Consider the following 13,233-nt stretch of genomic DNA (forward strand, 5'->3'; position numbering starts at 1 on the left):
AACCTGCCTCACAGCAACCGGGCCGCAATCCAGAACCCCAGAATGATGATCGCCAGCAACGACAGCATGAATATGGCAAAATGACGCTCAAGCAAATCCTTGATCGGTTCTCCAAGATGATGCAGCAGCCCGGCCAGAAGAAAAAAGCGCGCCCCGCGGGTCAGCAGCGCAAGAAACACGAAAAGCGGAAAATTATAGCCCAGCAGGCCGCTGACGATTGTCACCAGCTTGAAGGGGATCGGCGTCAGGCCCTTGATGAGAATGACAAGCCAGCCCCAATGCTGGTAGAGCGCCCGCAGCGCCTCGACCCGCGCGCCATATCCATAAAGGTCGATCAGCCACAGCCCCAGCGAGTCATAGAGCATCGCGCCAATGAAATAGCCCAGCATGCCGCCGAGCACTGAGGCGACCGTGCATAAAAAGGCGTAGAAAATCGCCTTCTGAGGCTTGGCAAGCGACATCGGGATCAAAATCACATCCGGCGGGATGGGGAAGAACGAACTCTCGGCAAAGGCGATGGCTGCCAGCGCATAAGAGGCGCGCGGGCTCTCGCTCAGGGCAAGCGTCCAGTGATAGAGCCGTTTGAACATCCAAGTCTCCAGCCGGAAATGATCAGGCAGAGTGCTGATCGAAATCACCGCAAAAGTCCAGCTTCATTTATTTCAGATTTTTGCCAGAACACGGTTGACCCCTCCACACGGGCTTGTATTATCCGCCCGCTTTTGCAGTGCAGGGCCCCTATGGCGGAACTGGTAGACGCGTCCGACTCAAAATCGGATTCCGCAAGGAGTGCTGGTTCGATTCCGGCTAGGGGCACCAAAAGCTTTGCCATGATTTACATAAACCGGGTGCGCTTTGCTGCGATGACAGCCCGAAGCAAGGTTGCGCATGGCATGCTGCGATTATGGATGCCATTGAAACCTATTTCGCCCTCTCAGACGACGTGATGCGCGCCGCCGCCACCAGCAGCGCATTCCGTCAGTCTGTGACCCGATGCGCCGATATCCTGTGCGGATGCCTGCGCAACGGCGGCAAGATTCTGCTCATCGGCAACGGTGGCAGCGCGGGCGACGCGCAGCACATAGCGGGAGAACTGGTCGGCCGGCTGAATTATGACCGGGCGCCTCTCGCCGCGTTGGCCCTGACCACGGACACATCGGTCATGACGGCCATCGCTAATGACTATGGCTATGAGCAGGTGTTTGAGCGCCAGATTCAGGCTCTGGGGCGCGAAGGCGACGTGCTGATTGCAATTTCCACGTCTGGCCGCTCGCCCGGTGTGCTGCGCGCCATGGAGGCAGCCCGCGCGAAATGCCTGACCGTCATCGGCTGGAGCGGCGCCTCGGGCGGCTTGATGCCGGAGCGCGCCCATATCATGCTCCATGCGCCTGCCGAGGCAACACCGCTTATCCAGCAGGTGCATATGGCTGCCGCCCATATGATCTGCGCTTTAGTGGAAGAAGGTCTGTTTCCCCGGCCTCACAAGGATGGCGGCGGCGAAACCATTCGCGGCAGCCATTGAGACAGAGCCGTTACTGGCAAAAACCCCAATTTCCTGTCTTCAATCGCCGGACGGCAGGAGGAAAGGATTCAGGCGTTTCATGATGCCCTCCACCGCCGCTTCGGGAGCGACCTGATCCGTGCGCACATGTATTTCAGGATTTTCCGGCGGTTCGTAGGCACTGTCGATTCCGGTAAAATTCTTGAGTTCGCCGCGCCGCGCCTTTGCATAAAGCCCCTTGGCATCGCGCGCCTCGCATGTCTCGATCGGCGCATCGACATAAACCTCGATAAACTCGCCGGGCTGAAACAAAGCACGCGCCATGTCGCGTTCGGACCGGAACGGCGAGATGAAGGAGACCATCACGATCAGGCCGGCATCGACCATCAGACGCGAGACCTCCGCCACACGGCGGATATTCTCGACACGGTCAGCATCGGTAAAGCCAAGATCGCGATTAAGCCCATGGCGCACATTATCGCCATCAAGAATATAGGTATGCCGTCCTTCGGCATGAAGGCGCTTTTCCAATTGATTGGCGAGCGTCGATTTGCCTGCGCCTGAAAGGCCGGTGAACCAGATGCAGCAGGGCATCTGCGCCTTGAGCGCGGCGCGCGAGGCGCGGGATATATCGAGCGCCTGCCAATGAACATTCTCTGCCCGACGGAGCATATGGTTGATCGTGCCAGCCCCGACGGTTTCGTTCGACTGTCGGTCAATGACAATGAACGCGCCGAGCATCCGGTCCTCGGAATAGGGCGTGAACGGCACGGAGCGATCAAGCGAGAGCGTGACAATGCCCAGTTCATTCTGCTGGAGCGATTTTGCTGCAAGGCGCGCGCCGCTCGTGACGTCGATACGGTGCTTGATTGCAGCAATGGAGAGGCCCGCAAGTTTCCGATGCATCTGAATAAGATAAGACCGCCCCGGCAACAGAGGATTTCGCCCGAACCAGATGATATTGGCGTCAAATAGGTCGGCGTGCGCCACCGGATCAGTGTCGCTGGCAATGACATCGCCGCGGCTGATATCAAATTCATCCGCCAGAACCAGCGTCACGGACTGGCCGGCCACAGCGGCACCGCAATCTCCCCTGCCATCCAGAATACGGCTGACCGCGACGTGCTGGCCACCCGGCGAAAGGCGCACCCCCTCGCCCACCGATATGCTGCCCGAACTCACGCGCCCGCAATAGCCGCGAAAATCCGCATCCGGCCGGTTCACCCATTGTACGGACATGGCAAAGCCGCGTGTGCTTGCCTGCGCGCAAGCGGGCACTTTTTCGAGCCATTCCAGCAGCAAGGGGCCTTCATACCAGAGCGCTTCATCTTCGCTGCGCCGCGCAATATTGACGCCCTGCGTCGCACAGACCGGAATGGCGACAACGGAGTCCAATCCCAGCGATCGGACAAAAGCCGCATATTCCGCCGCGATGGCCTCAAAGCGGGCCCGCGACCAGCCGACCAGATCCATCTTGTTGACGGCCAGCGCGAACTGGCGAACCCCGAACAGATGCGCAATCCGGCTATGGCGAAAGGTTTGTCCGGTGAGTCCCGCGCGCGCGTCCACAAGAACGATGGCGGCTTCAGTCTGCGAGGCGGCTGTCGCCATATTCCTTGTATATTGCTCATGACCGGGGGTATCCGCCACGATAAACCGGCGCGATGAGGTGGAAAAATAACGATAGGCCACATCGATCGTGATTCCCTGCTCGCGCTCGGCTGACAGTCCGTCAACCAGCAGGGCAAAATCAAGATCAGCGCCACGCGTGCCAAATACCCGGGAATCGGCTTTCAGCGCGTCAATCTGATCGGCAAAAACATGCTGCGTATCATGCAGCAGCCGACCCAGAAGCGTTGATTTGCCATCGTCGACGCTGCCGCATGTCATAAAGCACAGGCTGTCCATCAAAAATAGCCTTCCTGCTTTTTGCGCTCCATGGAACCGGCGCCGTCATGATCAATAAGACGCCCCTGCCGTTCTGACATTGTAGCGTCCAGCACTTCGGCAAGAATGCCGTCGAGATCAGCTGCCTCGCTTTCGACAGCCGCGGTAAGAGGGTAGCAGCCAAGCGTGCGAAAGCGCACCATGCGCAATTCTTCGCTTTCGCCGGGAGCAAGCGGCAGCCTTTGGTCGGCACGCATGATCCATTGCCCTTCGCGCCGCACCACCGGGCGGAGCGCAGCAAAATATAATGGCACGACGGGAATGTTGTCCCGTGCGATATAGGCCCAGATGTCCGCCTCGGTCCAGTTCGAGAGCGGAAAGGCGCGGATCGTCTCGCCCGGATTGATCCGCATATTGTAAAGCGTCCACAATTCCGGCCTCTGAGCCTTGGGGTCCCACCGATGGCCCGGCGCGCGAAACGACATCACCCGTTCCTTGGCGCGGGACTTTTCTTCATCGCGGCGCGCGCCGCCAAAAGCAATGTCAAAGCCATAACGATCGAGTGCCTGTCGTAACGCTTCGGTTTTCATGACGTCGGTATAATAGCCGGACGGAGAACCGATCGGATCTATGCCCTCCGCCGCGCCGCGAGGATTCGTATGGACGATCAGATCCAAATCCAGCTCGCGCTGAAGCTTGTCCCGAAAGGCGATCATTTCCGGAAATTTCCAGCCGGTATCGATGTGCAGCAGCGGGAAAGGAATGCGCCCGGGGTAAAACGCCTTTTGCGCGAGGCGCAACAAGACGGATGAATCCTTGCCGATGGAATAGAGCATCACCGGACGAATTGCATTCGCCGCGACCTCACGAAATATTTCTATCGACTCGCTCTCCAACTTGTCCAGATAATCCAAGTTAATCTCCGGCCATGGATGATTTGCCAAATTGAAGCATCTTGCGGCCTGTGTCCAACCGAATAATCGCTGCAAGCGCTTCAATATCTGGCGCAGACCCGCTCTCCAACCAGATGCGCATTGATTATTATCACATAAAAATGACTTGCCGTTTACAGCGCAGAGGCTTTTGCTGGGCTTTTTAAAACCGCCGGAGGCGTTGCTATGCCTTACGCTTCGATAGAAGATCTGCCGCCGTCATTGCGCAGCCATCTGCCGCCGCATGCCCAGGAAATCTACCGGGCGGCGTTCAATGCCGCCTGGATCAATTATGCGGAACACGGCGCGGAACGCGAGACGATCGCCCACCGTGTCGCCTGGGCTGCTGTCAAACGCCGCTATCACAAAGAAAACGGCGGCTGGGTCGCCCGTGTAAACTGAAGGCGCAACTTTTGGGCTGTGCCTCAGCCTGCGCCATCCCGGCCAAAAAGCTTTGCATCGGCGCGGTAAAGCGAGGAGCGCAAGGCTGCCCCAGGCCCTGCCGGAAGCGGAGGCGCACCGGCGGCAATCGCGGGGGCCGCAGCCGCGCCTGCGGCATGGAGCTGAACTGAGCCGGCCTCGTCCTCGGAAGACTTGCTATGATCATCCAGACCGCGCATACGCAGGATGATCTGGCGCATATCCGCTTCGTGATTCAGGAACAATTTTTCCGAACCACGCAATTTGCTTACTTTGGAAGGGTGCTCGACTGTCTCGAAATAAAGCCGCATCGGCATGGCAATGGCCTCGCCAAATGCTATGGCCTCTCGATTTCGCAGCGAGGACAAAAATCCGATCCGGCTCTCGGAGGATTGCGCCAGCGCGGAACGGACAATGGATTTGTCCGCTTCATTGACAAGGCGCATGGCAAAAAGGGTGGAGCATTGCGAAACGATCGTGGCGTCCAGTTCGGACGGGCGCTGCGAGATCACACCAATGGAGGCGTTGAACTTGCGGCCCTCCTTGGCAATGCGCGAAATGGCCTGACGCGTCGGGCCAAAGCCGCGGGTGGGGTCAAGCGGAATATAGCGATGCGCTTCTTCGCAAATGAGCGAGATTTCAAATCCGCCGTGGCTCATGACGGCAAGATCGAGCGCCAGACGGCCAAGCACCGCCACCACCGAATTCACGACATCGGAGGGCAGATCGGCCATTTGCAGCACAGTTATGCGCCGCCCCTTGTGCGGAATGCGGAAAATATTGCCGATGACCTTTTCGATATTGTCCTCGATCATCGTATTGCGGAACATGAACCGATAACGATAATTGTTACAAAGAGCCTCGAGCCGGCTTTTCAGTGCGCGCAGATCGGCCCGGCCATGCCTGGGATCAAGCTTGCCCATGGCATCAAGAATGATCTGAAAGACATCGGCCATCCGGTAGGGCATGGGCGAATCGACATTGATTCCGCCGCCCTCTTCCGTACTGACGCGGCGCGCAAGCCCGCCGCCCAGAGACAGGCGCGCCTGCTGGAACCGTGTCTTGGCAAGGGCAATGACTTCAAGCAGCGCGCTCCGCTCCCCGTCCGGCATGATGCCGTCGCGAAAGACGACAGCGCATAATTCATCGAAATTAAACAGCCAGAACGGCAAATCCAGCGTGTCGGAACCAAGCGAGATGGAGTCGATGCCGAATGCCTGTTCATATTCATTATGCGGATCGAGGATCAGCACGCGCAGATTGGGGCGCGCCGCAATCGCCTTGCGGATGAGCAAGGTCACGGCCGTCGTTTTCCCGACACCGGTTGAACCGACCACCGCGAAATGCTTGTCCAGCATGTCCCCGACATTGACCATGGCCGAAATATTCGGGTCCTGGCTCAGATGGCCAATGCTCACCGCATCGCCATTGGAGACCGTGTAAATGGCTCCAAGATCAGCGGCGCGCACCCGGTGCGCGAGAGCGCCGATTGTCGGATAGGAGGAAATGCCGCGCGTGAACACGGGTTGTCCGTCAGGACGATCACTGACTTCACCAGTCAATTCCACCTTGAAATTAACGATATTATCCTTCCCCTCGCTCCAGAGCGGATCAAGCGTCGTCATTTCCAGCACCACGCCGACGATCCGCTTGCCGGATTGTTCGAGGCTGATGATGCGGCCGATGGACCAGAAATCCGCCGTACTTTTGTCGTTGTTCGACAGGGTCACGGATATAACCGCCGAGGCGCCAGTGCATGAGACCAGACGGCCAATCTGGCGCTTTTCCGGCTGCAACGGACTTCTGTTATCCAGCACCATCACGACTCGCTTTCATCGAACGGTTATTTTGCGTTTGCGCACACGACGCAGCGTAATTCACGCATGCGTCCTAGTTTTGCAGCATATTTACTTAAAAATTTAAGAATAAATGCAGGTAAACTTCTAAAATTTTTGTATAATTTTACAAATCTATAGGTAATCAATAAAATACATTTCTTGTATATATAATATATCCGGATTTTTACCTGAAGAATAAATTTGGGCCGCGCACCGCCAGCAACCGGTTAAAATTTAAGGTTAATTGACCATTAACACTTGCATGTCACGGTTCGTCATCGGCGTTTGATTCGATGAATTTTCACCTGAGTTTATATGATGACGGCATTCCTGAAGGGCAGTTTTGCGAGCCTCCTCCTGATCTGGGCCGCATTGATGCCGGTTTCCTCTGTCGAAGCCGGAACTTTGCCCGACGCACCGCCCCTGCCGCCCGCGCCCGAATTGATCGATTTCTCCGACCCGAGCGGCTGGTATCTGCGCGCAGACGCGGGGCTGGCCTTTTCAGCAAAACCTGACCCGGTTTACGGGCTGCTTGATGCAGGCTCATCTGCACGCGCGCCCGGCAGCTTCATGAATTCAAATCTCGCCAATCAGGGCGTTTTTGACATTGGCGGGGGCTATAATTTCGGAACCTGGCTGCGGACAGATGCAACGCTCGAATATCGCGCAAAAGCCACCTTCACCGGCCATGATCAATATGCCTGCCTGAGCTGCTCCGGCGCCACGGTCGACGGCCAGTGGAGCGGCCGCGTGTCATCCATTGTCGGCCTGGTCAATGTCTATGCTGATGTCGGCACCTGGTCCGGTCTGACGCCATACGTCGGCCTCGGATTTGGCGTCGCCTATAACAAGACCGGTTCCGTTGTTGAAAACGGCACGGTTTCCGGTGCTCCGTTCGACCATCTTACATCGGGCGGCAAGGGCAAGGCCAATTTCGCCTGGGCGCTGATGACCGGTCTTGCCTATGACATCAACAGCACGACAAAACTTGAATTCGGCTATCGCTACATTCATCTTGGCAGCGCGCTCACCGGAGACGAATCGCCGGTCTCCGGCGCGGGCGGCAGCGCAACCGACGATCTGCGCCTCAGGCACCTCGCCGCGCAGGAATTCAGGATAGGCATCCGCTGGATGCTGGACGGCGCCCCCGCAGGCGCGCAGACAGACTAACCATATGCCAGATGTTCCGGCCTGCGGGATGTCCCGCGCGCCCGATCATCCGGCAAGATGAGCAAAATCTGCCACGACTCTCTCATAGACAGACCGCTTGAACGGGATGATCAGATCGACAAGCCTGTGCATTTCCTCCCAGCGATAGGCGTCAAATTCAGGCTTGGCCTGTCCGCCTGCCGGGTTGTCGATATCGATTTCCGACGGATCGCCCGTAAAGCGGAATGCGAACCAGCGCTGGATCTGCCCCCGATAGCGGCCACGCCAGGTCTTGCGCATGGTGTCAGCAGGCAGGTCGTACCGGTACCAGTCCCGCGATTCCGCCAGCAGTTCGACTGAGGAAATATTCGTTTCCTCGTAGAGTTCGCGCAGCGCCGCCTGATAAGGCTCCTCGCCCTCGTCAATGCCGCCCTGCGGCATCTGCCACTCAAAATCAGGCGCGACCTGCTCCGCCTGGCGCTTGTTCTTGCGATGACCGATAAGAACCAGACCCTCTCGATTAAGAACCATCACGCCCACGCAGGGACGGTATTCATGCAACATATTCATTGTTCCGCCACGGATCTTGGTGTTTGTCCAATCAATGCACTCAGCGGCACGAGCAGAATGCCCCTGCCTTCAAGACTTTTGGCCCATTCGGCAATCTGGTCAAGTGTCGCGGGATAGCCTTCGGCCACGCCTATGGCAAGGCCATGAGCGCGCGCCTGCGCCTCCAGCCGGGCCAGAGCAACTTCCACGGCCGCATGATCGGGCCGTGCATCCACGACAATATCCGCGTGCAGAGACGGTGCCGAGAGCCTCCGGGCCACATCGGAGATCAGGCTGCGGGGCGAGGAGCCGTCATCGACCATCAGCAGGCCGCGCGCCGCCACCTCGCGCATGACGGGCGTCAGCGCCCCCGATCCGGCGGTAAAGCGGCCACCCCTGTAATTCATGATGCCGATATAGCCCGTCATCCGTCCCATAAGCGCGCGCAAATGGGCCAGATTGACCTCCTCATCGGCTGAAGTCATCAGCGTGTCAGGCGCAACCTTGGCATTTTCATCGCCGAAAGCTTCCATCGGCACCTGCAGCAGGAGTTCGTGGCCCGCATACCGCGCCTGCCTGACCTGATCGGAAAGATCATGGCCGTATGGCGAAAAACCCAGCGTCACGGCTTCCGGCATTTTTTCGATGGCTGCCTGCGTCTGCGCGGCGGAAAGACCCGCGCCGCCAAAAACCAGCGCCAGTCGCGGCATGCCGATACGCCCGCGCGACAGCGCCGGCAAAGGCCGCGCGTAAAGGCTCATGGGCTTGAGGCCATCTGCGCCAATATGTGGCAGCAACCCGTATTTGCTCTGCTCGACAAGGCGCGGATCGGGCGCATCCACAAGCTGCACCCCGGTGCTGTCCGGAATTTCGATCACCATCGCGCCCGGCGCGGGCGCATCGCCGCCGCGCATCACCCTGACACCGCTTGATGCCTCGATCGCGGCCGCTGTCTGCGCCTTGGGCTGCGATCCGGGCGCCTGCTGTTGTTTCGGCGGGTTTGAAAGCTGCGGCTGATTAAACTCCGCTGCCTGTTCAAGCGGAGGTTCGATCTTTTCAATCGGCGCGAGTGCATAACGTTCCGATACGGGGCGGTCGCCCGTCACAAAAACAAAAGACACGAGCCCGACGACGAGACACAAGCCCAGCCCTGCAACGATCCACCCATGGGCAGAGCGGCGGCCCGTTCTGGAGGGCCTGCGCTCCAGGCCTAAAGGTGCATTCAGGTCATCCAAGCAATATCCCCCTCGCCCAGAAAGACCGGCGGGCCACGCGGGAGGCATCCGCATCGGCATTATGATCATGCGGCCCGGACGACCCCGCTATAAAACGGGGCCGCCGCGCCGGTGCCATTTCATCAGTTCGACTTCGGGGCGGCACCCGTGGCGTCGGCCTTCGGCGGAGTGCCTGCATTGGCCGGCGGCACTGCCGCCTCCGCCTTGTAGGTTCCGTGCAATATATCCACGGCGGCCTGAATCTGCTTGTCGTCCTTCTCTTCCGGCGGCACATAGGCTTGCGAGCCATGTTTCTCATCATTGCCGTTGAGCAGATGCCCCTTGAGCGAGGCCTCGCCCATGATGTCGTCCTTGCCCTTCAGGCTGTCCGGCACATTTTCCATAACCACGATATCGGGCTCGATGCCCTTGGCCTGAATGGAGCGCCCGGACGGCGTGTAATAGCGTGCGGTCGTCATGCGCAGCGCGCCGTTGCTCTGCGGCAGCGGAATGATGGTCTGCACAGACCCCTTGCCGAAGGAACGCGTGCCGACGATCGTGCCGCGCTTGTGATCCTGCAACGCACCGGCCACGATTTCCGAAGCTGAAGCCGAACCGCCGTTCACGAGCACGACGAGGGGCTTATCCGGCGAAAGCGCCGGACGCGTCGCGGTATAGCGCTGTGTTTCGTCGGCGTTACGCCCGCGTGTCGAGACGATCTCGCCATGTGCAATGAACGCATTCGACACCTGCACCGCCTGATCGAGCAAACCACCCGGGTTATTGCGGAGATCGAGGATATAGCCCTTCAGTTTGTCGCCGGGCAGATCGGTCTGGATCTTGTCGATGGCGTCCTTGAGTCCCTGATAGGTGTTTTCGGTGAATTGCGTGATACGGATGACGCCGACATCGCCCAGTTCATGCGAGCGGACGGATTTGACCACGATGACTGCGCGCGTCAGCTTGACCTCGAAGGGGTCCTTCTTGCCGGACCGCACAATCTTCAGGCGGACGGACGTATCGACCTTGCCGCGCATTTTATCCACGGCCTGATTGAGGGTCATGCCGTCGGTGGTTTCGTCATCGATCGCCACGATAAGATCGCCCGATAGAATGCCGGCCTTGGAGGCAGGCGTATCGTCGATCGGGGTCACAACCTTGATGACGCCGTTTTCCTGCGTGACCTCAATGCCGAGGCCGCCGAATTCGCCATGCGTCTGCACCTGCATGTCGCGGAATGCCTTGGCGTCCATATAGCTGGAATGCGGATCGAGCGATGTCAGCATCCCGCTGATTGCCGCCTCGATCAGCTTCTGCTCATCAGGCTTTTCGACATAGTCCGTACGGATCTTCTCGAAAACATCGCCGAAGAGGTTAAGCTCGCGATAGGTGTCGGCCACAGCCGCATGGGCAAGGCCGCCGACGAAAAGATCAGTCCGCGTTGCCAGAGAAACCGTAACCGCACCAAGTGCAACGCCAAACATGAGTGTAGAAATCTTGCGCATTATCCGCGAACCTTTTCCATATCCGACTTGGCCCACCACGGGCCAGGATCGATCGAACTGCCGTCCTTGCGAAACTCTACATATAGAATAGGGCCTGAAGCTCCAAGTGCAACATTTGACGCTGCTTTTGCAGAGCCGTCTCCCATCGTGCCGACGGGCTCGCCCACAAGAACAAACTGGCCGACATGGACGTTAATTTTATCCATTCCCGCCAATAATATATAGTAGCCTCCGCCCGCATTGATGATCAAGAGCTGCCCGTAAGAACGAAACGGGCCCGCAAACGATATCCAGCCATCGGTCGGGCTCGCCACCGTCGCCCCCGCCCGAGTCGCGAGAGAAATTCCCTTTTCCGAACCGCCCATACCGTCCGGCGCGCCGAAGGCGCGAATCACCTCGCCCACGGCAGGGCGCGGCAACATGCCCTTCACCGCTGCGAATGGCATGGCGGGAGCGGTGCGCGATTTATCCCTAAAGGGCGGCGGCAATGAGGCAAAATCGAGATGCTTTGATTCCAGCGCCGCAAGGCGGGCCTGCTGCGCGGCATCGGCCTGACGGGCCTCATCGGCGGCTTTGGCCGCAGCAGCGCTGGCAATTTCCATCTGGCTGATGAGATCTTTCAGGCTTGTGGCCTTCTGCGCCAGTTCCGCCGCATGCGCCTGTTCGGCCGCCAACGCGCCCTGCGCCTGATCCAGCGAGGCCTGGCGCGCGGCGACAAGCTCGGCCAGATGGTCGCGCTCGCCTTTGAGCTGTTCGAGTTGCTGATCAAGGGCAGCCTTCTGGCTGGACATATCGGCCTTGAGGCGCACCAGTTCGCCCAGATCTCCGGCCAGCGCCTCGGTTTCCGCCTTCAGATCCGGCAGGACAGCTCCCAGCATCATGGCGGTGCGCACCGCCCCCAGCATATCTTCCGGCTTGACCAGAATAGCCGGCGGCGGCGAGCGGCCCATGCGCTGGAGCGCGGCCAGCACATCACCGATGAGGCCGCGCCGCTTTTCCAGCGAAAGCCGGATCGCATCCTCGCTGCCCTTCATCGTCTCCAGACGCACTTCCATCGTATGGATGCTTGTCTCATCGGCCTGCACCTTCGCATTGGCGTCGATCAGAGCCGTGTTGAATTTTTCCCTGTCGGTGCGGGCTGTCTCGATATCGGCCTGCAATTTCTGCCGCTGCTCTTCCGAGGCCTTGAGATCGCCTTCAATGCTGCGCAGTTCCATCTGGCGCGTATCCTGCCCGGCCGGCTCCGGCCCGCCCGAACCGCGCAGGACGGTCTCGCCCCGCGAGGGCCCGATGCACAGGCAAAGCAGGCCGAGTGCGATCAGGCTTTGACGCAATGCTCCCATACCCGTTCCATCCACCGCGAATCATCGCGCAAAGGTTAACCTGCTTTGGCCTCAAACGCGATGATACGGATGGCCGGACAAAATGGTGGTGGCGCGGTAAAGCTGTTCCGCCGCCATCACCCGCACCAGTTGATGCGGCCAGGTCAACGCGCCGAAATTCAGCGTGAAAGCCGCCGAACGCCGCACCTGCTCGTCGAGGCCGTCCGGCCCGCCGATAACCAGCACATAGGCCGGCACGCCATGATCGCGCGCTACGGCTATGTCCTCGGCAAATGCGGGGCTTGCAAGATTGCGCCCGCGCTCGTCAAGCGCCACGATGCGGCTGCCTGCCGGAGCAAGCGCCAGCAGGGCGGCGGCTTCCTCGGCCTTGCGGTCCTCGGGGCGGCGGGCGCGGCTTTCGTCCAGTTCGCGCAGTTCGACGCCTGTCAGGCCAACCTGCCGCGCGCCGGCCTCGAGACGCTGCCAATACCGCGCGACAAGATCGCGCTCCGGGCCTGCCTTGAGGCGGCCAACGCACAGGAGGATAAGCCGCACAGGATCAGCTCAGACGGGCTTCTTCCGGACGGTCCGCGCCCCACATTTTTTCAAGATTATAGAAACGGCGCACTTCCGGGCGGAACACATGCACGACGATATCGCCCATATCGACTAGAACCCAGTCATTATGGGGCATACCCTCCACGCGCGGCGTGCCGTGACCGGTTTCCTTGCTCAGCCGGATCAGTTGTTCGGCAATGGCGCCGACATGCGTATTGGAGCGCCCGCTGGCAATGACCATGACGTCGGCAATGGACGTGCGCCCGACGAGATCAATGGCGACAATCTCTTCGGCCTTGGCATCGTCGAGACAATGGATGACTTGATCCCGCAATACAAGCGGGGTGCGGGCATTCGG

13 protein-coding genes and 1 tRNA gene are annotated in these 13,233 nt (G+C 59.4%); 4 read left to right on the forward strand and 10 right to left on the reverse strand.

Translation table 11 applies throughout. The features are described from left to right. Window positions 1-8 precede the first annotated feature (8 nt). Window positions 9-590: a YqaA family protein gene (locus AC0N03_RS11320; protein ID WP_474288866.1), complete on the reverse strand. Its 582-nt coding sequence runs from the start codon at window positions 588-590 to the stop codon at window positions 9-11. A 144-nt stretch (window positions 591-734) separates the two neighbouring features. Here AC0N03_RS11320 and AC0N03_RS11325 point away from each other — a divergent pair. After that, a tRNA-Leu gene (locus AC0N03_RS11325) sits at window positions 735-819 on the forward strand. An 85-nt stretch (window positions 820-904) separates the two neighbouring features. Then, complete coding sequence (locus AC0N03_RS11330) at window positions 905-1,522, forward strand: D-sedoheptulose 7-phosphate isomerase (RefSeq protein WP_474288867.1); 618 nt, start codon at window positions 905-907, stop codon at window positions 1,520-1,522. Between the two features lie 39 nt (window positions 1,523-1,561). Here AC0N03_RS11330 and cysC read toward each other — a convergent pair whose 3' ends face one another. Both cysC and cysD read right to left on the reverse strand, forming a co-directional pair. Then, window positions 1,562-3,409 (reverse strand): adenylyl-sulfate kinase, encoded by a 1,848-nt coding sequence (gene cysC / locus AC0N03_RS11335; protein ID WP_474288868.1) that lies wholly within the window; start codon window positions 3,407-3,409, stop codon window positions 1,562-1,564. Continuing rightward, entirely contained in the window at window positions 3,409-4,302 is an 894-nt protein-coding gene (gene cysD / locus AC0N03_RS11340) for a sulfate adenylyltransferase subunit CysD (protein WP_474288869.1), read from the reverse strand. Before cysD ends, cysC begins: the two co-directional genes overlap by 1 nt. A gap of 204 nt (window positions 4,303-4,506) precedes the next feature. Here cysD and AC0N03_RS11345 point away from each other — a divergent pair, with 204 nt between their 5' ends. Next, entirely contained in the window at window positions 4,507-4,722 is a 216-nt protein-coding gene (locus AC0N03_RS11345) for a ChaB family protein (protein WP_474288870.1), read from the forward strand. 23 nt (window positions 4,723-4,745) lie between these two features. On the opposite strand, the gene AC0N03_RS11350 is transcribed toward AC0N03_RS11345, so the two are convergent. Further along, a complete protein-coding gene (locus AC0N03_RS11350) occupies window positions 4,746-6,560 on the reverse strand; it encodes an ATP-binding protein (protein ID WP_474288872.1) in 1,815 nt (604 codons plus the stop codon). A gap of 333 nt (window positions 6,561-6,893) precedes the next feature. Here AC0N03_RS11350 and AC0N03_RS11355 point away from each other — a divergent pair, with 333 nt between their 5' ends. Beyond that, window positions 6,894-7,748: an outer membrane protein gene (locus tag AC0N03_RS11355; protein WP_474288873.1), complete on the forward strand. Its 855-nt coding sequence runs from the start codon at window positions 6,894-6,896 to the stop codon at window positions 7,746-7,748. Window positions 7,749-7,793: 45 nt separating this feature from the next. On the opposite strand, the gene AC0N03_RS11360 is transcribed toward AC0N03_RS11355, so the two are convergent. From AC0N03_RS11360 to rsfS, 6 genes are all read right to left on the reverse strand, one after another. Next, window positions 7,794-8,297, reverse strand: coding sequence for an RNA pyrophosphohydrolase (locus AC0N03_RS11360; protein WP_474288874.1), 504 nt, complete (start codon window positions 8,295-8,297; stop codon window positions 7,794-7,796). After that, window positions 8,294-9,511 carry a divergent polysaccharide deacetylase family protein gene (locus tag AC0N03_RS11365; protein ID WP_474288876.1) on the reverse strand — a complete coding sequence of 406 codons (1,218 nt, stop codon included), beginning with the start codon at window positions 9,509-9,511 and terminating at the stop codon, window positions 8,294-8,296. Before AC0N03_RS11365 ends, AC0N03_RS11360 begins: the two co-directional genes overlap by 4 nt. A 122-nt stretch (window positions 9,512-9,633) precedes the next feature. Then, window positions 9,634-10,998: a S41 family peptidase gene (locus tag AC0N03_RS11370; protein ID WP_474288963.1), complete on the reverse strand. Its 1,365-nt coding sequence runs from the start codon at window positions 10,996-10,998 to the stop codon at window positions 9,634-9,636. After that, window positions 10,995-12,338 (reverse strand): murein hydrolase activator EnvC family protein, encoded by a 1,344-nt coding sequence (locus AC0N03_RS11375; RefSeq protein WP_474288877.1) that lies wholly within the window; start codon window positions 12,336-12,338, stop codon window positions 10,995-10,997. Before AC0N03_RS11375 ends, AC0N03_RS11370 begins: the two co-directional genes overlap by 4 nt. 51 nt (window positions 12,339-12,389) lie before the next feature. Then, a complete protein-coding gene (rlmH, locus tag AC0N03_RS11380) occupies window positions 12,390-12,872 on the reverse strand; it encodes a 23S rRNA (pseudouridine(1915)-N(3))-methyltransferase RlmH (RefSeq protein WP_474288879.1) in 483 nt (160 codons plus the stop codon). A gap of 4 nt (window positions 12,873-12,876) precedes the next feature. Next, complete coding sequence (rsfS, locus tag AC0N03_RS11385) at window positions 12,877-13,209, reverse strand: ribosome silencing factor (protein ID WP_474288880.1); 333 nt, start codon at window positions 13,207-13,209, stop codon at window positions 12,877-12,879. Window positions 13,210-13,233 lie beyond the last annotated feature (24 nt).

Source organism: Methylocystis sp. sgz306128, from assembly GCF_056032725.1.